Here is an 18,590-nt window from a genome sequence, read left to right as displayed (position 1 = left end):
CGCTCGTCGGCAGCGTCAGATGTGTATAAGAGACAGGTGTTGGGCTCGGTCGGCATCGTGGTCTCCGGGTCGCGGCGGGCGGGTCGTTCGCCTGCCTACCCCGGCGAGTGAACCGGGGGTGAGTCGGGGCCCACGGGGGCCGGGCGGGTCGGTGAAGAGGCGTCCGGCGGGGGCGGCGGCGAGTTGCGGGGAGTGACGAATGGTCGGTTCATAGTCATGTAATCGGATTATTTGACCAGATAAGGGCCGGGAGGCGGGCGTGGCGGTGAGTCGGCGGACGCTGCTCATGGTGGTGGCCGGGGGCGCGTTGGCGGGATGCGGGGCCAGGACGGTGGCGACGGGCGGGGGATCGGCCGCGCCGCCGGCCTCCGCGTCGGTGCCGGATGCCGCTGCGGAGCCCGGCACAGCTGCCGTCGCGGCATCGGGCATACCTGAGGAGGCCGCCGCCGTGCCGACAGCCACGGCCGGCCCGACTCCTGCCACTCCCGAGCCCGCCGCCCCGGCGACTCCGGCCCCAGGGACTCCGGCCCCGAGCAAGGAGCCGACCCGGGCCGAGGTGGTCGAGCGGTACGGCGACGCGGCCCCGACCGACTGGGGGCTGGAGGTCGCCCGGGTGATCACCGAGCTGCCCGACGGCGAGCGCGCGACGGCACTCACCTTCGACGCCTGCGGCGGCCCCGGCGGCAACGGCTACGACGCCGACCTGATCGACTTCCTGCGCGCGCACGCCGTCCCCGCCACGCTCTTCCTGAACGCCCGCTGGATCGACGCCAACCCGGACGAGTTCGAGCAGCTCGCCGCCGACCCGCTGTTCGAGATCGGCAACCACGGCACCGTCCACCGTCCGCTCTCCGTCACCGGCCGCTCCGCCTACGGCATCGCCGGGACCCGCGACGTCGGCGAGGTGTACGACGAGGTGGCGGGCAACGCGCGGAAGCTCGCCGGACTGCTCGGGCACCCGCCGCGCTTCTTCCGCTCCGGCACCGCGCACTACGACGACATCGCCACCCGGATCGTCGCCGACCTGGGCGAACGCGTCGCCGGCTTCACCGTGAACGGGGACGGCGGGGCGACGCTCAGCGCCTCCGAGGTGCGCCAGGAGGTCGCGTCGGCCGGGCCGGGCGCGATCGTCATCGGCCACCTGAACCACCCGGGCGGCGGCACCGCCCCCGGGGTGGCGGCGGCGGTGCCGGGGATGCTGGCGGCGGGGCGGCGCTTCGTCCGGCTCTCGGACGTGATGTAGGCCGGGGCCGGTCCACCGGCAGGGCCGGGTCATCGGAGCGGCCGGTCGAGGGGGACCGCCCTACGCGAGGCGCAGGCCCCCCGGGTGCTCCTCCTCGATGATCCGGACCAGCCAGTCGAAGACCGTCGGCCCCTTCCCCGCGCGGGCGGCGGCCAGCTCGGCGGCGACCTGCCCGCGGTTGGCCGGGTGGCAGCGGCCCAGCCTCAGCTCCAGTTGGCGTGCCGTCTCCGGGTGGCCGAGGTTGCGGCGGGAGACCTCGTGGTCGCGCCACTCGATGACCCAGTCCCCGTCCTCGGGCGTGCCGTAGCCGCCGCGCAGGCAGTCGGCGAAGGCGTCGAGGTTGCGGCCGAAGTAGCCGTCGACGCCGATCTCCTGCCCGACGACATCCCAGAAGTCCTCCAGGGTGCCGATCTTCCTGCCGTCGATCACATAGGTCACCGTCACGGGGTCGAGGATATGCCCGGGCCACGAACGGGGGTTCGCGGCGGGGGCTCCTACGGCTCGACGGCGATGGCGGTGGCCAGCAGCCCGTCCCGGACGGCCCAGCGGCCGTCGAAGCCCTCGACGTGGCGCCCGCCGACCACCGGGCCGGGGACGAGCAGGCGGGCGGTGAAGGTGCCGTCGGGGGAGAGGTCCAGCTCGGCCTCGCTGAACTCCAGGAACAGCTCGGTCAGCGGGAACCACGCCTTGTACACCGACTCCTTGGCGCTGAACAGGATGCGGTCCCACGGTGTGCCCGGGTGCGCGGCGGCCAGCGTGGCGAGCCGCTTCTGCTCGACCGGCAGCGCGACGACGTCCAGGACGCCCTCCGGCAGCGGCGCGGCCGGTTCGGCGTCGATGCCGACGGAGGCCAGGGTGCCGGCCCGGGCCACGGCGGCCGCGCGGAAGCCGTCGCAGTGGGTGAGGCTGCCGACCACGGTGTCCGGCCAGCTCGGCGCGCCGCGCAGGCCCGGGACGAGCGGGCGGTAGGGCACGCCGAGCCGGGTGAGCGCGGCCCGGGCGCAGTGGCGGACGGTGGTGAACTCGCGGCGCCGCTTGTCGACGGCCCGGGCCAGGACGGCCTCCTCCTCGGGCTCCAGTCGGGCCTCCGGCGGGTCGTCGTACGCCACCTCGGTCACCACGGCGTCCGGCAGCAGGTCCCCGATCACCCGTTCCCCCCTCGGTCTCCCGCGCGGGACGGTCGCCGCGCGGGACGAGGGTAACCCGGGTGGGGGGATCCCGGGGGGCCGTTCCCGGACGTCCGGCGCCACTCGACGGCGGCGCGCCGCGGCGCTACGGTCCGTGGCTGCCGTGGCTGCCGTGGCTGCCGTGGGGGCTGCGGTCACGTATCTTCGCCCCTTCGGCCACATTAGTAAAGATCCTTGCCTTGTGTTCATGCCAACATCGTAGAGGTCTGGACCATACCGAGGACGAGCGCATACGTTCCCTTCACCGGGCGGGCACCGAGTCGCCGAACTTCCGTACGGACGACGCGACTTCTCTCTGTCATGCCCATGATCAGCATGCCCTGTCAGCAGCACAGCACTGCAACCGGAGGGAACGAACCATGCGCGCCATCGGCAAGAACCTCAGGATCCTCGCGGGCGCCCCGCTCGCCGCAGCCGCTCTCATCGCCTTCACCGCCGGCACCGCCAGTGCCGCGATCCCGATCAACAAGCCCATGACCGGCAAGGCCACCTACTACAACGACTCGGGCTACGGCGCCTGCGGCACCCAGATCAACGCCTCCTCGCAGATGCTGGTCGCCGTCTCGCACACCTGGTGGACCACCGCCAACCCGAACAACGACCCGGTCTGTAAGGGCATTTCGGTCAAGGTGACCTACCAGGGCAAGACCATCACCGTCCCGGTGAAGGACCAGTGCCCCTCCTGCGACTCCACCCACATCGACCTCAGCCAGCCCGCCTTCGCCAAGCTGGCCCCGCTCGGCAAGGGCGTCATCAGCGGCCTCACCTGGCAGTTCGTCAAGGCCGGCCTCAAGGGCGAGACCGTCGAGCTCTCCGCCCCGATCACCGGCTCCACCATCGGCTGACCGGCCCCGCCGACGCCGCTGCCCGCCCCCGCTGCCCGCCCCCGCGGCCCCGCGGGGGCGGACACGGTCGCGCCCGCGGGCACGGGCACGGTGGCACCCGCGGGGCCTGGTCAGACGCCCTGGTCAGAGGCTCTGGTCGGAGGTCGCCTCCGCTGCGGTTCCCGCGAGCGGAGGGGCCATCGCGAGGAGCAGTTGGACCGCCGGAGGAGCGGTCCTCGGATTGTGGGCGAGGCCCAGGGTGACGGTGGGCACCGGCGGCGTCAGCCTGCGCAGGCACACCCCGGGAATCCGGAAGACGCGGGCCCGGCCCTCCGGGATCGGCGCGATGCCGTAGCCGGCCGCCACGGCCAGCAGCAACTGCTCGTCGTCCGGCTCCTCGCGGACGATCCGCGGCGCCCGGTCGGGCCACAGCTGCCCGGTGATCAGCGCGTGCATCCCCGGACCGTTCTCCCGCGGCCACAACACCACCGGCTCGTCGACGATGCGGCGCCGGCCGATCCGCGCCCGGCTGCGGGCGAGCGGATGGCCGGCCGGAACCGCGAGCAGGAGCTCCTCCTCCGCGATGATCCGGCAGTCGAGCCCCGGGACGTCGAGCGGAGGCCGGACGAAGGCCGCGTCCAGCCGCCCGGCGAGGAGTTCGGCCGCGTTGTGCGCCGTCCAACCGGTCTGCAGCGCGACGTCCAGCCGCGGGTACCGGTTGCGGAACTCCGTCACCAGGGCGTCGCAGACCCCGCCCCGCGCGGAACGGGTGTACGCCACCCGCAGACGGCCCTCCCGCCCCCGGACCACCGCCGCGACCCGCTCCTCGGCCGCCGCCACCTCACGCAGCACCCGCCGGGCCTCCTCGGCGACGGCGCGGCCGATCGGCGTCAGGACGCAGCCCTTGCTGGTGCGCTCGATCAGCTGCGCGCCGAGCTGCCGTTCCAGGGCCTTGATCTGCTGGCTGAGCGCCGGCTGCGCCACGTGCAGCCGCCGGGCCGCCCGGGTGAAGTTCAACTCCTCGGCCAGTACGGAGAAGTAGCGCATCCGTCGCAAATCCATCCGGCGATGATAAGGGCCGCTTATCGCCGACCGACAGAACCGGTCTTGGACGGTCCGGGGTGCCGACGGATTCCCTGGAACCAGCCGCCGACACCCCGTTGGCGGCCCTTGGAAGGAGGGTCCACGGTGGAACGTACGGCGGACGTCGTCGTGGTCGGCAGCGGGATCATCGGGCTCACCACGGCACTGCGCTTGCAGGACAAGGGACTTCGGGTCGTCGTCGTCACGGCCGACGGCCTCCTGTCGACGACCTCGGCCGTGGCCGCGGCCGTCTGGTACCCCGTCGGCGTGGACGTGAGCAGCCGGGTGGCGGAATGGGGCGCGGCCACCCTCGCCGAGTTCGCCCGCCAGGCCGAGGCGGGCATACCCGGCGTCTCGATGCGCAACACCCGCATGGCCATGCACCGGCAGCAGCCGCCGGGCACGCCCTGGTGGGGCGCCGCCGTCCCGGAGCTGCGCCGGCTGACGCCCGCCGAACGCGGACCGGCCTACGCGGACGGCTGGTCGTTCACGGCCCCCGCCGTCGAGATGCCGCTCTACCTGCCGTGGCTGCTCGGCCGGGTCCTCGACAACGGGGGCGACATCGTCCACCGCCGCCTCGACGTCCTCGCCCAAGCCCGGGCCTGGGCACCCGTCGTCGTCAACGCCACCGGACTCGGCGCCCGGCAACTCTGCGGGGACCACGCCGTCCACCCGATCCGCGGCCAACTCGTCCTGGTCCGCAACCCCGGCCTGCACACCTCCACCCGCATCCAGGACGACCCGGCCGGCTACACCTACGTCCACCCCCGCAGCACCGACGTCGTCCTCGGCGGCACCTTCGACGAGGACGACTGGAACACCACACCCGACCCGGCCACCGCGGCGGCGATCCTCACCCGGTGCACCGCCCACGTCCCCGACCTGCGCGGCGCCCGCGTCCTCGGCCACGCCGTCGGCCTGCGCCCGGCCCGCCGCGGCGGCATCCGCCTCGAAGCCACCGCACCCGACCGCTCCGGCACCCGGTACGTCCACAACTACGGCCACGGCGGCGCCGGCGTGACCCTCAGCTGGGGCTGCGCGGACGCCGCGGCCGAGCTCGCGGCCGCGGCGGTCGGCGGACCTTCCGGGGAGTGACCCACAGGCCCCCGGTACGCCGCTAGACTCGCCGCCCGCAGGGACCGTCCGTCAGGCCGGCCCCCAACTCCCGACCGCCCCGGAGGAGTCGTGGCCTCGATCACCCTCGACGCCGAGCGACGCGTCCGCGCCGACGCCGGACGCGTCCGGGTCGCCGCCGTCGACGCGCTGCGCTCGCTCGGCTTCCAGGTCACCGCGGAGATGGCCACCGTGGTGGAAGCCCGGCGCGGCTCCGCCGTCCGCTCGGCGATGCTCCTGCCCGACCAGGTCCCGCTCGCGGCACGCCTGCAGTTCGCCGCCGACCCCGACGGTGAGCCCGGTAGTGGCCCCGGTAGCGCCCCCGGTAGTGGCCCCGGCGGTGACCAGCCGGCCGCCCGGTGCACCGCCATGTCGGTGCACCTGACGGACCGTGCGGTCTCGGTCGTCGCACTGGGCGTACAGGCGCCCTACGTCACGGCCTTCCAAGCCGCGCTGCACGCCCTCGACCGGGCACTCACCGGCCTCGACCCGGACGCGGCAGCAGGCTTCCCGCAGCCCCGGTGGTGGGCCCGCGCACCCCAGACGGAGGCCCTCGCCCGGCACCACGAGACCGGCCAGCGCCTCGTCGGAGGCGTCGCGGCCCGCATCAACGAGCGGCTGTCCGGCCACCGGCCCACCGGCCCGTCCCTGTGGGAGGGCGTCGCAGGCGTCGTCTTCCGCTCCCCGGCCGGCTTCGTCACCATGGACATGGCCACGGCCCGCACCCTGCTCGCGATCCCGGTGATGATGAGCAGCCGGCCCGAGGGAGTGCCGGACCGACTCGCCGCCGACGTGGCACGACTGGCGGCAGCGGTGGAAGGCCGCCTCGGCGCGGGCGGGGCGGGCGTCGTCGAGGTGCCGGTCACCGAAGAAGACCGCCCGGCCTTCGAGTTCCTGCACCGCCAGCTCGGCATCCGCTCGCGACTGCCCGTCCGCACCCTCTGCACCTGCCGGGACTGCCGGCAGACCAAGGTGGTCAACCTCGACCTCAAACGGCTACGGGCACGCAGGCACCGGCTCCACACGATCCACTCGGTGCTGCAGAACGTGTACGAGAAGGACGGCGAGCTCAACCCGTTCATGATCTTCGGGTCGATCTTCCGACAGGCCAAGATCGACCCGGACTTCATCTGCACGCGCTGCGAGAGCACCGCCGCCGACGAGCAGCCGGTCACCTTCTGCCCGGCCTGCGGCGACATGCGCACGGAGGCCGTCCTGGACACCTGCTCCCAGTGCGCCCACGACTTCGGGGCGCCGGTCGCGGGCATCGCCATCTGGGACACCGCACCGCCACCCCCGCGGTTCCCGCCACCCCCGGCCGCGCCGCCGGCGCCGCCCTTTCCCCCGGCCCCGCCCACCGTCCCCCCGAGGCCCGCTGCCGCTCCGCGCCCGAGCTGCGAGATCTGCGGCGGCACCTACCCCGTGCTCTGGTCCGTCCGGACCGCCGACGGGCCGAACCCGAGGCCGCTGACCGTCTGCGCGACCTCCCCCCGCTGCTCCCCGCCCTCCCTCGCCCCACCGGTCCGGCTCCGCACCTGAGCCGGAAGGTGCTCGCCTCTGCGAGGTCGCAGAGGCGAGCACGGTGAAGTCAGGTTCAGACCTGCCGTTCGATGGCCTCGAAGATGTCGGCATCGGTCTCCCGCTGCCACTTGGGCAGGTCGTCCCAATCGGCGACATAGGCGGGCTTGGGGTTCTCGATGTGCTTGTGGATCTGGGCGATCCAGCAGAGCGCGACGAAGCGCCCCTTCTGCTCGCGGGTCAACTTCGCGGTGGTCCCGGCGCTGACGGCGACGAAGTCCCGGATCTGCCCGAACACGGCTGCGGCGGAAGCCCGTTCCCACTCCGGCGTCTCGTCCCACGGCGCGATGTAACCGGGCTTCGGCTCGCCGGGGAAGTGCCTGCGCACCCCGGCGATCCACGCCTCACGGAAGATCCGGCCGTCCTCGGTCATGTCATCGTCCTTCGATCACTCGGTTGCTCGGAACTGCCATGGCTCCGCGCCGTCCTGCAGATACTGCGTTCGTCCATCGGAGAGCGCACGCAGAGCAGCCTGTAGACGGGTGCGCTGCCGTGGGCGGAGGCGCGCGGCGGCTTCGGGGGCCGGGAGGAAGGCGGCCTCGGAGAGCTCGTCGTCGTGTGGGCGCAGGGTCGCTGCGAGGGCGGGGGAGAGGGTGCCCGCGTCGAAGATGAAAGCGAGCTGATCATCCCAAGGCCCGTGCGGCGCAACCCAGTCCACGACGAGCAGGCGGCGGATCGTGACGGCGAGGCCCAGTTCCTCGCGCAGCTCGCGGATCGCGGCATGATCGGGCGGCTCGTTGGCCTCCGCCATGCCTCCGGGTAGGTCCCACCCGTCCTTGCAGGTCGGGTTCACGGTGAGGATGCGACCGTGTTCGTCGCGCAGGACGACGTCGGCGGAGACCCGCTTGCGGGCCTGCCTGGCGTTGCCCTCGGCGAGGTGGGCGTACCAGGCTTCGGTGTCGGACGGTGCGGGCCTCACGATGAACCTCCCCGTGGTGCCGGGATGATGTCGGCGAGCAGGAGGAGCCTCGTCCTGCTCGCTTCGTCGAATCGTGCCAGGTATTCCTGTACGGGTCTGTAGTCGCGGTGCCTGCCGAGCAGGTCGGCCAGGCCGTCGAGTTGGTTGATGACCCGTACGGATCCCAGGGTCGGGCTGGTGGCGAGAAGGTCGGCGCCTACGGCAACCGCGGCGTCCAGGTTTCCGCACTGGACGTGGGCGTGGGCGAGAGTGAGCTGGTTGTCGAGGAGCCCCGCGACGACCTGGCGCGGGTCCGGCTGACGGTCCACTCTTCGCTCCCTTGACGGCTCGGTTCGATCGTACGGCCACGGAGAGTGTGATGACCTCGACTTGGAGTCACTGGGTCGGAGTCCTCAGGGCGTCCCCGCGACGGGTTGGGTGACTGGTAGCCGTTCCCGCCCTCGGGAACGGCTACCAGGTGGCGGCCTTGAGATTGGCGGGGCCTCCCTGACCACTGAGGAGTGACCAGCGATGAGCCGATCCGTCGAGGTGGAGCGTGCCAGGGCCGCCTGCCGTTCTCAGGTGATGTCGGGCGACCCGCCCGATCGGCGTCCCTGCCCGGCGACCGGGTTGCTGCCCTATGTGCCGGAGTCGGCTTCCGCCGCCCGTCGGTTGGTGCGGGAGAAGTTGGCGGAGTGGGAACTGCCGGAGCTGATCGACGTGGGGGAGTTGATCGTCAGCGAGCTGGTGGCTAACGCCGTGAAGACCGGCTGCCTGACGCGGATGACCGTCTCGATCCGCCGGATCACCGACCGCACCGTGCGGGTGGCCAGACCGTGCGGGCAGCGGCTTACTGTTCTGGGGTTCGTCGGTGGTTCGAGAGTGGGGGTTCCGGGTGTCCGAGGCGCAGAGGCCGGTGCTGTACGTCGTGGTGTGTGCGGCGGGGGTTGCGGGCGGGGTGGGGGAGTTGATCGCGGCCGCGCAGGCGGAGGGGTGGGAGGTGGGGGTGGTGGCGACTCCGCAGGCGATGGGGTTCATCGACGTGGACGCGATCACCGCGCAGACGGGGTATCCGATCCGCTCCGCGTGGCGGAAGCCGGGGGAGCCTCGGCCGCTGCCGGATCCGGACGCGATCGTGGTGTCTCCGGCGACGTTCAACACGGTCAACAAGTGGGCCCTGGGGATCTCGGACACGCTCGCGCTAGGGATTCTCTGCGAGTCGTACGGGTGGGGGATTCCGGTCGCCGTTCAGCCGTGTCTGAGTGCGGCGCAGGCGGCGCATCCGGCCTATGAGGAGAGCCTGGCGAGGCTGCGGGGGATGGGGGTGCGGGTCGCGGAGTTCGTGCCCGGCTCGTACAGCTGGACGCGGGCCCTGGAGCTGCTCCGGGACTGACAGGGTGGCTGATCACGGTGGGCGATCCTGGCAGTGTGAGGGGTGGTCCGCGCCGATCGTCCGGAGGTAGCGTCCGGGCAGGTCGGCGAGGTGTGGGAGGTTCCCGGTGGCGGCGGTCAACGGCGGGGTGTCGTTCTGGTACGCGGCGGGCGGGGTGCCGGAGCCCGGGCCCGGGCTGCCGGGGGACCGGGAGGTCGACGTGTGTGTCGTCGGCGGCGGGTACACCGGGCTCTGGACGGCGTACTACCTGAAGAAGGCCGATCCTTCGCTGCGGATCGCCGTCCTGGAGCGGCGGTTCTGCGGGTACGGCGCCTCGGGGCGCAACGGCGGGTGGCTGTACAACGGCTTCGCGGGGCGCGGCGCGTTCGCCAGGCGGTACGGGCAGCAGCGGGCGGCGGCGATGCAGCGGGTGATGGACGAGGCCGTCGGCGAGGTCGTCGATGTCACGGTCGCCGAGGGCGTCGACGCGGACATCGTGCGCGGCGGTGTGCTGGAAGTGGCCCGTAGCAAGCCGCAGTTGGAGCGGCTGCGGGCGTTCGTCGAGGGCGAGCGGGCGTACGGCGAGGGCCGGGTCGAGCTGTTGAGCGCCAAGGAGGCCACGGACCGCGTCCAGGTGGCCGGTACTCTCGGCGGCTCCTGGTCCCGGTACGGTGCGCGCATCCAGCCGGCGAAGCTCGTGCGCGGACTGGCCCGGGTCGTACGGGACTTGGGGGTCGAGGTGTACGAGGGGACGCCGGTCGGCGCGATCCTCCCCGGAAATGCCCACCGCAAGCCCCGCGCCGTCACCCCGCTCGGCACCGTCACCGCCGACCACGTCCTGCGCGCCACCGAGGGGTTCACAGCTGGTCTGCGGGGCGAGAAGCGGACCTGGCTGCCGATGAACTCCGCGATGGTCGCCACCGAGCCGCTGCCCGCCGGGTTCTGGGCGGACGCCGGCTGGCAGGGCCGTGAGGTGCTGGGGGACTTCGCGCACGCCTACATGTACGCGCAGCGCACCGCCGACGACCGGATCGCGCTCGGCGGGCGCGGGGTCCCGTACCGGTTCGGCTCGCGGACGGACTCGGACGGCTCCACCCAGGTGGAGACGGTGCGCCAACTGCGCGCGATCCTGGACCGGTTCTTCCCCGCGGCCGCGACCGCCAGGATCGAGCATGCCTGGGCGGGTGTGCTGGGCGTCCCCCGGGACTGGTGCGCCACCGTGGAGTTGGACCGGCCGAGCGGGCTCGGCTGGGCGGGCGGGTACGTCGGCAGCGGGGTGACGACGGCCAATCTGGCCGGGCGCACCCTGCGCGACCTGGTGCTCGGTGTGGAGACCGAGCTGACCGGGCTGCCCTGGGTGGGCCACACGGTGCGGCGCTGGGAGCCGGAGCCGCTGCGCTGGCTGGGGGTGCACGCGATGTACGCCGCCTACCACGCCGCCGACCGGCAGGAGACGGCCGGACGGGCCACCACCTCGCCGATCGCCCGGTTCGCGGACCTGGTCGCCGGGCGGTAGGGCGGTAAGCCGGGCCCGGACGCTGCGCGGCACGCACCTCTACACGGCGAGGTGGTGGAGTGGCTATTAGCAGATCCGCGGCGCCAAGTAGTCGATCTTGGGGGTCGAGTCGGCGATACCACCCGAATTGCGGACAGCATTAGGCTGATGGGGCATATTGTGTACACCGGCAAACTACTCCGATGGAAGTCAGTTTCCCGTCGCGGTCCGAAAACCATCCGTCGACCCCCGTCGACTGGGATAGCGTCGAAGGTGTCGGGGGGTCGACACCGATCAGGTGTATTCGAACGCCAGTTACCGGGCCGTAACGGCCGAATGAGTCATGGAGAAAAACATGCTGAATTCCACTTCGGAAAACCGGCCGGACACGCTCGACGATCTGCAGCTCGCGGTCGACTCGCTGTCCGCATTCCCGGCACGGAACGCGCCGGGCGGATCGGAAGTGACCGAGCGGCTCGCGGCGGTAGCAGAATTGTGCCGCTCGGTCGATGCGGTGCTCGACAGCCTGGTCGTCCAGGCCGCCGCGGAGGCTGCCGAGGAGGGCTGGACCGCGGCCCAAATGGCGGCCGAACACTCCGCCTACTACGCCAGGCTCCGCCGCGCGCTGCTCCCCGTGGGGGCCGGTGCCGGGCTGACGCAGCAGTGAGCGCGGTGCACCTGGGCGCGCACGTGCTGTCCTGCCCCACCCGGTGGAGCGACGTCGACGAGAACGGGCACATCAACAACGCCCGGCTGGTCGGCTACATCCAGGAGGGGATTTACGACCTGTTCTGCCACCACGAGACCGCCGTCCGGGAATCGCTGTTCCCGTCCGGATTCATTATCGCGCGGCACGAGATCGATTATCTGGAACAGCTGCACCACCAGCCCGAGCCATTGTCCGTCCGGCTCACCGTGGAGCGCCTCGGGCGGAGTTCCGCGCACGTCGAGGTGAATGTCTGCCGGGATCCGCGGACCTTTATGCGGGCGCGGACCGTCGTGGTCGCGCGGGACCGGGAATCCGGCCGCTCGCGCAAACTCAGCGAGAACGAGCGGCGCTTTCTGTCCGCGTTTATGTCGGACACGGCGCGTGCCGAGGCCGCCCTGGCCGCCACGACGGTGACGGCGACGACGGTGACGGCGGCGGCGACGCTGACGGCGACGACGCCGACGCAGCGCGTGGCGGCCTCGGCCGCCGCCGTCGGGCGGTCGTCCGTGCGCCGGCCGCGCCGGCGGTGTCGGGCCTCGGCGGGCTGAGGACCGCTCCGCGGCGTCCGGTCGGTGCTGCAGCGGTGCTGGAAACGGCGCTGAAGCGGCACTGGCAGCGGTGCTGGACCGGCGCGCCCCCGGGCCGGTGGCTCGGGCCGGCGGCGTGATCGACAACGGCGTCGATCCGCCGGACCGGCTTCCCGGCCCTCGGCCGGTTCCGAACGCCCCGTGCGGAGTTACGCTGAGCTGCACGGGCAACCGGCTCGTCCCACGGCAGTCACAGGCTGCGACCTCCCGTCCCCGGCCCAGGCGCAGAGCGCCGTCGGCCCTGCCGGTCCCGCCGACCGGAAGGAGGACGCGATGACCATCTCCTGGGAGGACTTCCTCGCCCGCGTCGTGGAGCGCGGCGAGTACCGGGGCGAGGCGGAGGCGGACCACGCCGCCCGGGTCGTGCTCGCCCTGCTCGGCGAGCACCTGGTGGGTTCCGAGCGGGGCGAACTCGCTGACGCGCTGCCCGGGACGTACGCCTCGCTGCTGCGCGACGCCCAGCCCGCGGCCGAGCCGCTGACCGCCGAACGCTTCGTCCAGGCCGTGGTCGGGTGGATCGACGGGGCGACTCCCGCGACGGCGCAGTGGGACATCGGGGCGGTGCTCAGCAGCCTGGCCGACCTCGTCCCCGGGGAGTTGATCGACCAGGTGGTCGAGCAGCTTCCGGAGGGCTACGACCTGCTGTTCGGGCACCCGACGCCGGCCTGAGCGGCCGCACTCGGCGCGGGCCTGAGGCGTGTCGGACACGCCTGACGGCCGCACCGGCCGCTACCCCGTGGTGGCCCGGTACAGCTGCGCGCCCGGGCCGGTCGGCCCGACCGGCCCGGGCGCCCGGGGGCAGATAGGCGGACGCGCCTGCCGGGAGGGCGAGTTCGGCGCCGCCGGGGGACCGCAGGCGGGCGGGCCCGGAGCCGCAGAGCAGGATCTGCGGGTGGGCACCCCGGCGGCCTACGTCCGCCTCAACGCCGCTTCGACGAGCGAGAGTTCGGCCGCCGAGACCGCCGAGACCGCCGAGACCGCCGAGACCGCCGAGACCGCCGAGGCCACCGAGGCAGGTGCAGGCGCCAGCACGCTCCGCAGCAGCGGGCGGCTCCCGGGAGGCTCAGCGGCAGAGTGCGGCGGCGCCGATCAGCCCGGCGTCGGTGCCGAGTTCGGCGCGGCGCACGTCGAGGCCGCGGATGTACGAGAGGGCCGCGTAGCGCTCCAGGTGGTGGGCGAGCGGGGTGAACAGCACGCTCCCGGCGGTGGCCACGCCGCCGCCGATGACCACCCGGTCGAGGTCGACCAGGGCGGCCGTGGCGGCGATCCCGGCGGCCAGGGCCTGGGCGGCGCGGTCGAAGGAGGCGAGCGCCACCCGGTCCCCCGCGGCGGCGGAGGCGGCGACGGCGCGGGCCGTCCGGTCGTCGCCGTCCGGCCGCCACCCCTCGGTGAGCGCTCGGCGGGCGATCGCGGTGCCGCTGGCGAGGCCCTCCAGGCAGCCGCGGGAGCCGCAGGGGCAGGGCTCGCCGTCGAGTTCGACGGTGATGTGGCCGAGGTGCCCGGCGTTGCCGCTGGGGCCCGGGCGTACGGCGCCGTCGAGCACCAGCCCGGCGCCGACGCCGGTCGACACCACCAGGCAGAGCGCGTTGGCGGCGCCCCGGGCGGCGCCCTGCCAGTGTTCGGCGGCGGCCATCGCGACGCCGTCCCCGGCGAGGCGGACGGGCAGTGCGCGGGTGGGCAGCGCGCGGGCGGCCACTGCCGGGTGCCCGGCGACCTCGGCGACCAGCGGGAAGTCACGCCAGCCGGGGATGTTGACCGGGCTGACGGTGCCGCCGGCCAGGTCGACCGGGCCGGCGCTGCCGATCCCGACGGCCGTCACGGCGGCCCAGTCGGGCGTGGCGGAGAGCCGGTCCAGCACCTGGTGCACGACGGCGAGCACGGCCGTGCCCGGCGCCGTCGCCGGGGTGGGCAGCTGGAGCCGGTGCCGCAGCCGTCCGTCGCCGTCGACCAGCGCTCCGGCGATCTTGGTGCCGCCGATGTCGACGGCGGCGAACAGCGGGGCGAGCGGCACGGCGGACTCCAGAAGAGGTAGGGGGCGGCGCCCCGGCCGGTGAGGGCGGGGCGCCGCACAGCGTAGAGCAGGGGCTAGCCGGCCGCGCTCAGCCGCAGCGTGACCAGCTCGAACGGGCGCAGCGCGAGCCGCACCGCGCCGTCCTCCACCGCGACCTCGCCGCGGGTGCCGTCCCAGGGCCGCTCCAGCAGGTCGCAGGGGACGGCGCCGGCCAGCGGGAAGGAGGTGGTCAGCCGGCCCCGGGCGCGGCCGCCGCCCGCCTCGTAGACGCGGACGATCAGGTCCCCGCTGCGGTCGTCGGCGAGCTTGACCGCGCTCACCACGATCGCGTCCTCGTCCACCTCCACCAGCGGCGCGACCCGCTCGGCACTGCCGGTGACCGTCCGCTCGGGCAGGCCGATCCGGTAGCCCTCGCGGACGGCGTCGCCGATCGCCGCGCCCGGGACGAGGGCGTGCCGGAAGCGGTGCAGGCCCTGGTCGGTCTTCGGGTCGGGGAAGCGCGGGGCGCGCAGCAGCGAGAAGCGGACGGTCGTGGTGGTGCCGCCGTCGGTGTCGCGCACCGTGCGGGTGACGTCGTGGCCGTAGGTCGAGGCGGTGACCAGGGCGACGCCCCAGCCGGGCTCGTCGAGGTGGACGAAGCGGTGGTTGCAGGCCTCGAACTTGGCGGCGTCCCAGCTGGTGTTGGTGTGGGTGGGCCGGTGGAGGTGGCCGAACTGGGTCTCGGCGGCGTAGCGCTCGGTGTGGATGTCGAGCGGGAACGCGGCCTTGAGGAACTTCTCGGTCTCGTGCCAGTCGACCTCGGTGTCGATGTCCAGGCGCTGCTCGCCGACCCGCAGGGTGAGCGTCTGCACCACCGTCGAGACCCCGAAGGAGCGGGCGATCCGGACCGAGGCCTGCCCGGCGCCGGCCTCGGCGGTGAGGGAGTCCACGCCGGTCAGGTCGGTGACGGTGTTGCGGTAGAACTGGTCGACGTCCCAGGCGTCCCACATGTTGGGGAAGTCGGGGTGCAGTTGCAGCAGGTTGGCGCGGCTGCCGGGCGCGACGCTCTCCCGGCCGCTCGCGACCTCGACCACCGAGGCGATCAGCCCGTCCGCGTCCACGACGACCTCCAGCAGGCCGTTGCGCAGCGTGAAGCCGCCCCCGGGCCGCTCGACGGCCGTACAGCCCGGGCCGTCCGCGACGGCGACCGCGGCCCCGCCCGCCGGCACCGCCGAGCGCGCGTGCGGCGCCGCGTTGAACACCAGCTCGCGCCCGCCCGAGGCCGGCCCGGCCAGCGCCTGCTGGGCCGCGCCGATCAGCCCCTCCAGCTCCCCGGCCAGCGCCGCGTACGTGGCCTCGGCCTCGCGGTGCACCCAGGCGATGGACGAGCCGGGCAGGATGTCGTGGAACTGGTGCAGCAGGACGGTCTTCCAGATCCGGTCCAGCTGCTCGTACGGGTACTCCGCGCCCGTGCGCAACGCGGCGGTGGCGCACCAGAGTTCGGCCTCGCGCAGCAGGTTCTCGCTGCGCCGGTTGCCCTGCTTGGTCTTCGCCTGGCTGGTCAGCGTGGCCCGGTGCAGCTCCAGGTACAGCTCGCCGACCCACACCGGCGGGTGCGGGTACTCGGCCTCGGCCTTGGCGAAGAACTCGGCGGGCTTCTCCCAGCGGACGGTGGCCGAGCCCTCCAGGTCCTTCAGCCGGGCCGCCTTGGCGACCATCTCGCGGGTCGTGCCGCCGCCGCCGTCGCCCCAGCCGGTCGGGGCGAGCGAGTGCCGGGCCACCCCCTTGTCCTTGAAGTTCCGTGCCGCGTGGGCGATCTCGCTGCCCTTCATGGAGCAGTTGTAGGTGTCCACCGGCGGGAAGTGGGTGAAGATCCGGGTGCCGTCGATGCCCTCCCACAGGAAGGTGTGGTGCGGGAACCGGTTCACCTGGCTCCAGGAGATCTTCTGCGTCAGCAGCCACCTGGAGCCCGCGTTGCGGATGATCTGCGGCAGACCGCCGGTGAAGCCGAAGGTGTCCGGCAGCCAGGCCTCGTGGTTCTCCACCCCGAACTCGTCCAGGAAGAACCGCTTGCCGTGCACGAACTGCCGGGCCATCGCCTCCGAACTCGGCATGTTGGTGTCGGACTCGACCCACATGCCGCCGGCCGGGACGAACCGGCCCTCCGCCACGGCCTTCCGCACCCGGGCGTACACCTCGGGGCGGTGCTCCTTGATCCAGGCGAACTGCTGCGCCTGGGACATGGTGTAGAGGAAGTCCGGCTCGTCCTCCAGCAGCGCCGTCATGTTGGCGGTGGTGCGGGCCACCTTGCGGACGGTCTCGCGCAGCGGCCAGAGCCAGGCCGAGTCGATGTGCGCGTGGCCGATCGCGCTGATCCGGTGCGCGGACGGCACGGCGGGCGCCGCCAGCACCCCGGCCAGGTGCGAACGGGCGTCGGCCGCAGTGGCGTTGACGTCCTGTAGGTCGACGGCGTCCAGTGCCCGCTCGACCGCGCGCAGGACCTCCCAGCGGCGGGCGCCCTCCACCGGCAGCTCGGCCATCAGCTCGCCGAGCACCTCCAGGTCCATCACCAGCTGCCAGACCGTCTCGTCGAAGACGGCGAGGTCCATCCGGGCCAGCCTGTACTGCGGGCGGTCGCCGGCGGTCTCCTTGTCGCCCAACTCGGTGGGCAGGAAGGGGTGGTAGTCCAGGATCACCGGATTGGAGGCGGCCTCGACGTGCAGCAGCACCTGCTCCCCGCCGGCCGCCGGGGCCGCGATCCGCACCCACTGGTTCTGCGGGTTCAGGCCCTTCACCGGGGTGCCGTCCGGGCGGTAGACCAGGCCCTCGCACTGGAAGCCCGGCATGTTGGCGTCGAAGCCCAGGTCGATCAGCGCCTCGACGGTGCGCCCCGCCCAGGCCTCGGGCACCGTGCCCGTCACCGTGATCCAGCTGGTGCCCCACGGCGCGCCCCAGGCGTCGCCGACCGCGATCGGGGTGCGCGGCGCGGCCAGGCCCTCGGCGACCGGGACGGGCTCGCCGGGGGCCGTCCAGATGCCGACCTCCAGCGGGACGGACTCGGGGTACACGGCCGGGCGGATGCGCTCCTCCAGGACGCGCTTGAGGCGGGACTCGACCAGGGTGCGGTCATCGTGCATGTCAGCGGGCTCCGTTGCGTGGCTGAGGGGTGCATGACTGAGGGTGTGGCTGAGCGGGGTGGCTGGGGTGCGTGGCTGAGGCGTGCGTGGACGGCGGAACGGGCTAGGGAGAACGTACGTCCTCGGGGTGGACCACCTCGGTGATGCCGCGCGCGGCCAGGTGCGCCCGGTCCCCGGCGCGTTCGGCGAGCACGGTGGTCGGGCGGACGCCGGCCTCGGCGAGGCGCATGAACGCCTCGTACACCGGGCCGCCGGGGCCGCAGGCCGAACGCTTCGGGGAGTTGACCTCGTCGCCGGTGGCGACCACCACGGCGGTGCGGCGCGGCTTCGGCGGCTGCCAGGAGCGGCGGGCCTCGGCGGCGGCCTCGGCGAGCCGGGCGCCGGCCGGTTTGACCGTCCGGTCGGTGGTCAACAGGCCGAGGCCGTACTCGAGTTCGGGAAAGTCGGCGAGCGAGCGGTCCACGTCGTGCGAGCACCACCAGGTGATGCCCCACAGGTCCGGGCAGTCCAGCACCGCCTCGACGGTGGCGCCGGTGAAGCGCGCGGCGTCCTCGGGGGCGATGTGCGGGGCGGGTGCCCCGACCTCCTGCAGCCAGACCGGGCGGGCCGGGTCGTCGGCCCAGGCCTTGGACAGCTCGACCAGGTACGCGGCGTGCTGGGCGGTGGCGGTGGAATGGGCGCCGTAGCGCTGGGCGGTGCCGTTGAACACCCAGGAGTGCACGGCGGTGGCGGCGCCGATCCGGGCCGAGTGCCAGGGCGTGAACGGGTGCTCGTCCAGGTACCAGGCGGCGTCGTAGGAGGCGTGCAGGTGCAGCCGGCCGGGGGCGGCCGCCTCGCAGGCGTCGAGCATCCGGCGCAGCCAGGCCTCGGCCTCGGCGGGGGTGGCCCGGTCCGGGTCGGGGTGCGGGGCGCCGGAGAACTGGTTGATCTCGTTGCCGAGCGTCATCCCGAGGAAGTTGGGCCGGTCGTTCAGCGCCTCGGCGAGGGTGCGCAGGTAGGCGGCCTGGCCGTCGATGACCTCGGGGTCGGTGAAGATGTTGCGCCGGTGCCAGGTCCGGGTCCAGGCCGGCAGGAAGTCGAAGCTCGACAGGTGGCCCTGCAGTCCGTCCACCGCGACGTCCAGCCCGCGTTCGCCGGCCGCGTCCACCAGGGCCGCCAGCTGTTCGACGGCGCGCGGGCGGATCAGGGTGCGGTTGGGCTGGAACAGTGGCCAGAGCGGGAAGACCCGCACGTGGTCCAGGCCGAGGGCGGCGATGGAGTCGAAGTCGGCGCGCACGGCGTCGAGGTCGAAGTCGAGCCAGTGGTGGAACCAGCCGACGCTGGGGGTGTAGTTGACGCCGAAGCGGGGTGCCTGCGGGGTTCCGGTCATGTGCG

18 protein-coding genes are annotated in these 18,590 nt (G+C 73.5%); 9 read left to right on the top strand and 9 right to left on the bottom strand.

All coding sequences use genetic code 11. The annotated features are described in order from the left end of the window. Window positions 1–448 precede the first annotated feature (448 nt). Window positions 449–1,243: a polysaccharide deacetylase family protein gene (locus tag OP86_RS24000; protein WP_234434761.1), complete on the top strand. Its 795-nt coding sequence runs from the start codon at window positions 449–451 to the stop codon at window positions 1,241–1,243. A gap of 60 nt (window positions 1,244–1,303) precedes the next feature. Here the strand turns inward: OP86_RS24000 and OP86_RS23995 are convergent, their stop codons facing one another. Both OP86_RS23995 and OP86_RS23990 read right to left on the bottom strand, forming a co-directional pair. Next, on the bottom strand, window positions 1,304–1,687 hold the full coding sequence (locus OP86_RS23995) for a barstar family protein (RefSeq protein ID WP_030058428.1): 384 nt from the start codon (window positions 1,685–1,687) through the stop codon (window positions 1,304–1,306). 50 nt (window positions 1,688–1,737) lie between these two features. Further along, window positions 1,738–2,391, bottom strand: a complete 654-nt coding sequence (locus OP86_RS23990; protein WP_030058429.1) for a 4'-phosphopantetheinyl transferase family protein — start codon at window positions 2,389–2,391, stop codon at window positions 1,738–1,740. A gap of 398 nt (window positions 2,392–2,789) precedes the next feature. On the opposite strand from OP86_RS23990, the gene OP86_RS23985 reads away from it, so the two are divergent. Then, a complete protein-coding gene (locus OP86_RS23985; protein WP_051830482.1) occupies window positions 2,790–3,275 on the top strand; it encodes a cysteine/serine endopeptidase inhibitor in 486 nt (161 codons plus the stop codon). Between the two features lie 123 nt (window positions 3,276–3,398). On the opposite strand, the gene OP86_RS23980 is transcribed toward OP86_RS23985, so the two are convergent. Then, window positions 3,399–4,316, bottom strand: a complete 918-nt coding sequence (locus OP86_RS23980) for a LysR family transcriptional regulator (RefSeq protein ID WP_030058431.1) — start codon at window positions 4,314–4,316, stop codon at window positions 3,399–3,401. A 126-nt stretch (window positions 4,317–4,442) separates the two neighbouring features. On the opposite strand from OP86_RS23980, the gene OP86_RS23975 reads away from it, so the two are divergent. Continuing rightward, window positions 4,443–5,432 carry an FAD-dependent oxidoreductase gene (locus OP86_RS23975; RefSeq protein WP_030058432.1) on the top strand — a complete coding sequence of 330 codons (990 nt, stop codon included), beginning with the start codon at window positions 4,443–4,445 and terminating at the stop codon, window positions 5,430–5,432. 90 nt (window positions 5,433–5,522) lie between these two features. Then, complete coding sequence (locus OP86_RS33845; protein ID WP_030058433.1) at window positions 5,523–6,989, top strand: hypothetical protein; 1,467 nt, start codon at window positions 5,523–5,525, stop codon at window positions 6,987–6,989. Window positions 6,990–7,044: 55 nt separating this feature from the next. Here the strand turns inward: OP86_RS33845 and OP86_RS23965 are convergent, their stop codons facing one another. From OP86_RS23965 to OP86_RS23955, 3 genes are read right to left on the bottom strand one after another with little or no spacing between them, the layout of a single operon-like run. Continuing rightward, on the bottom strand, window positions 7,045–7,401 hold the full coding sequence (locus OP86_RS23965; RefSeq protein ID WP_030058434.1) for a hypothetical protein: 357 nt from the start codon (window positions 7,399–7,401) through the stop codon (window positions 7,045–7,047). Window positions 7,402–7,416: 15 nt separating this feature from the next. Then, window positions 7,417–7,947 (bottom strand): NUDIX domain-containing protein, encoded by a 531-nt coding sequence (locus OP86_RS23960; protein ID WP_030058435.1) that lies wholly within the window; start codon window positions 7,945–7,947, stop codon window positions 7,417–7,419. Beyond that, window positions 7,944–8,255, bottom strand: coding sequence for a hypothetical protein (locus OP86_RS23955; RefSeq protein WP_033333131.1), 312 nt, complete (start codon window positions 8,253–8,255; stop codon window positions 7,944–7,946). Before OP86_RS23955 ends, OP86_RS23960 begins: the two co-directional genes overlap by 4 nt. Before the next feature lie 566 nt (window positions 8,256–8,821). Between OP86_RS23955 and OP86_RS23950 the strand changes: the two genes are divergently transcribed. The 5 genes from OP86_RS23950 to OP86_RS23930 all read left to right on the top strand — a co-directional run bounded on the left by OP86_RS23950 (window position 8,822) and on the right by OP86_RS23930 (window position 12,758). Beyond that, on the top strand, window positions 8,822–9,319 hold the full coding sequence (locus OP86_RS23950) for a flavoprotein (protein ID WP_030058436.1): 498 nt from the start codon (window positions 8,822–8,824) through the stop codon (window positions 9,317–9,319). 106 nt (window positions 9,320–9,425) lie between these two features. Next, window positions 9,426–10,814 carry an NAD(P)/FAD-dependent oxidoreductase gene (locus tag OP86_RS23945; RefSeq protein WP_030255115.1) on the top strand — a complete coding sequence of 463 codons (1,389 nt, stop codon included), beginning with the start codon at window positions 9,426–9,428 and terminating at the stop codon, window positions 10,812–10,814. A gap of 322 nt (window positions 10,815–11,136) precedes the next feature. Further along, window positions 11,137–11,460, top strand: a complete 324-nt coding sequence (locus OP86_RS37245; RefSeq protein ID WP_030058438.1) for a hypothetical protein — start codon at window positions 11,137–11,139, stop codon at window positions 11,458–11,460. Next, complete coding sequence (locus OP86_RS37240; protein ID WP_051830481.1) at window positions 11,457–12,050, top strand: acyl-CoA thioesterase; 594 nt, start codon at window positions 11,457–11,459, stop codon at window positions 12,048–12,050. The genes OP86_RS37245 and OP86_RS37240 overlap by 4 nt, the downstream gene beginning before the upstream one ends. A gap of 312 nt (window positions 12,051–12,362) precedes the next feature. Next, entirely contained in the window at window positions 12,363–12,758 is a 396-nt protein-coding gene (locus OP86_RS23930) for a DUF2267 domain-containing protein (protein ID WP_030058440.1), read from the top strand. A gap of 394 nt (window positions 12,759–13,152) precedes the next feature. Here the strand turns inward: OP86_RS23930 and OP86_RS23925 are convergent, their stop codons facing one another. From OP86_RS23925 to OP86_RS23915, 3 genes are all read right to left on the bottom strand, one after another. Further along, window positions 13,153–14,100, bottom strand: coding sequence for an ROK family protein (locus OP86_RS23925; protein WP_234434760.1), 948 nt, complete (start codon window positions 14,098–14,100; stop codon window positions 13,153–13,155). 74 nt (window positions 14,101–14,174) lie between these two features. After that, entirely contained in the window at window positions 14,175–17,216 is a 3,042-nt protein-coding gene (locus OP86_RS23920; RefSeq protein WP_030058441.1) for an alpha-mannosidase, read from the bottom strand. A 103-nt stretch (window positions 17,217–17,319) separates the two neighbouring features. Beyond that, window positions 17,320–18,585: a glycoside hydrolase 5 family protein gene (locus OP86_RS23915; RefSeq protein ID WP_030255107.1), complete on the bottom strand. Its 1,266-nt coding sequence runs from the start codon at window positions 18,583–18,585 to the stop codon at window positions 17,320–17,322. Window positions 18,586–18,590: the final 5 nt, after the last annotated feature.

The sequence above is a fragment of the Streptomyces novaecaesareae genome (genome assembly GCF_000716875.1).
GTDB lineage: Bacteria > Actinomycetota > Actinomycetes > Streptomycetales > Streptomycetaceae > Kitasatospora > Kitasatospora novaecaesareae.
Note: the sequence above shows the minus strand (reverse complement) of the source record. Positions and strands in the feature narration are given on the sequence as shown.

Coding starts and splice junctions, on each gene's coding strand:
- OP86_RS23985 (WP_051830482.1), top strand. CDS start 2,790: ATGCGCGCCATCGGCAAGAACCTCAGGATCCTCGCGGGCGCCCCGCTC.
- OP86_RS23980 (WP_030058431.1), bottom strand. CDS start 4,316: ATGGATTTGCGACGGATGCGCTACTTCTCCGTACTGGCCGAGGAGTTG.
- OP86_RS23965 (WP_030058434.1), bottom strand. CDS start 7,401: ATGACCGAGGACGGCCGGATCTTCCGTGAGGCGTGGATCGCCGGGGTG.
- OP86_RS37245 (WP_030058438.1), top strand. CDS start 11,137: ATGGAGAAAAACATGCTGAATTCCACTTCGGAAAACCGGCCGGACACG.
- OP86_RS23930 (WP_030058440.1), top strand. CDS start 12,363: ATGACCATCTCCTGGGAGGACTTCCTCGCCCGCGTCGTGGAGCGCGGC.
- OP86_RS23920 (WP_030058441.1), bottom strand. CDS start 17,216: ATGCACGATGACCGCACCCTGGTCGAGTCCCGCCTCAAGCGCGTCCTG.
- OP86_RS23915 (WP_030255107.1), bottom strand. CDS start 18,585: ATGACCGGAACCCCGCAGGCACCCCGCTTCGGCGTCAACTACACCCCC.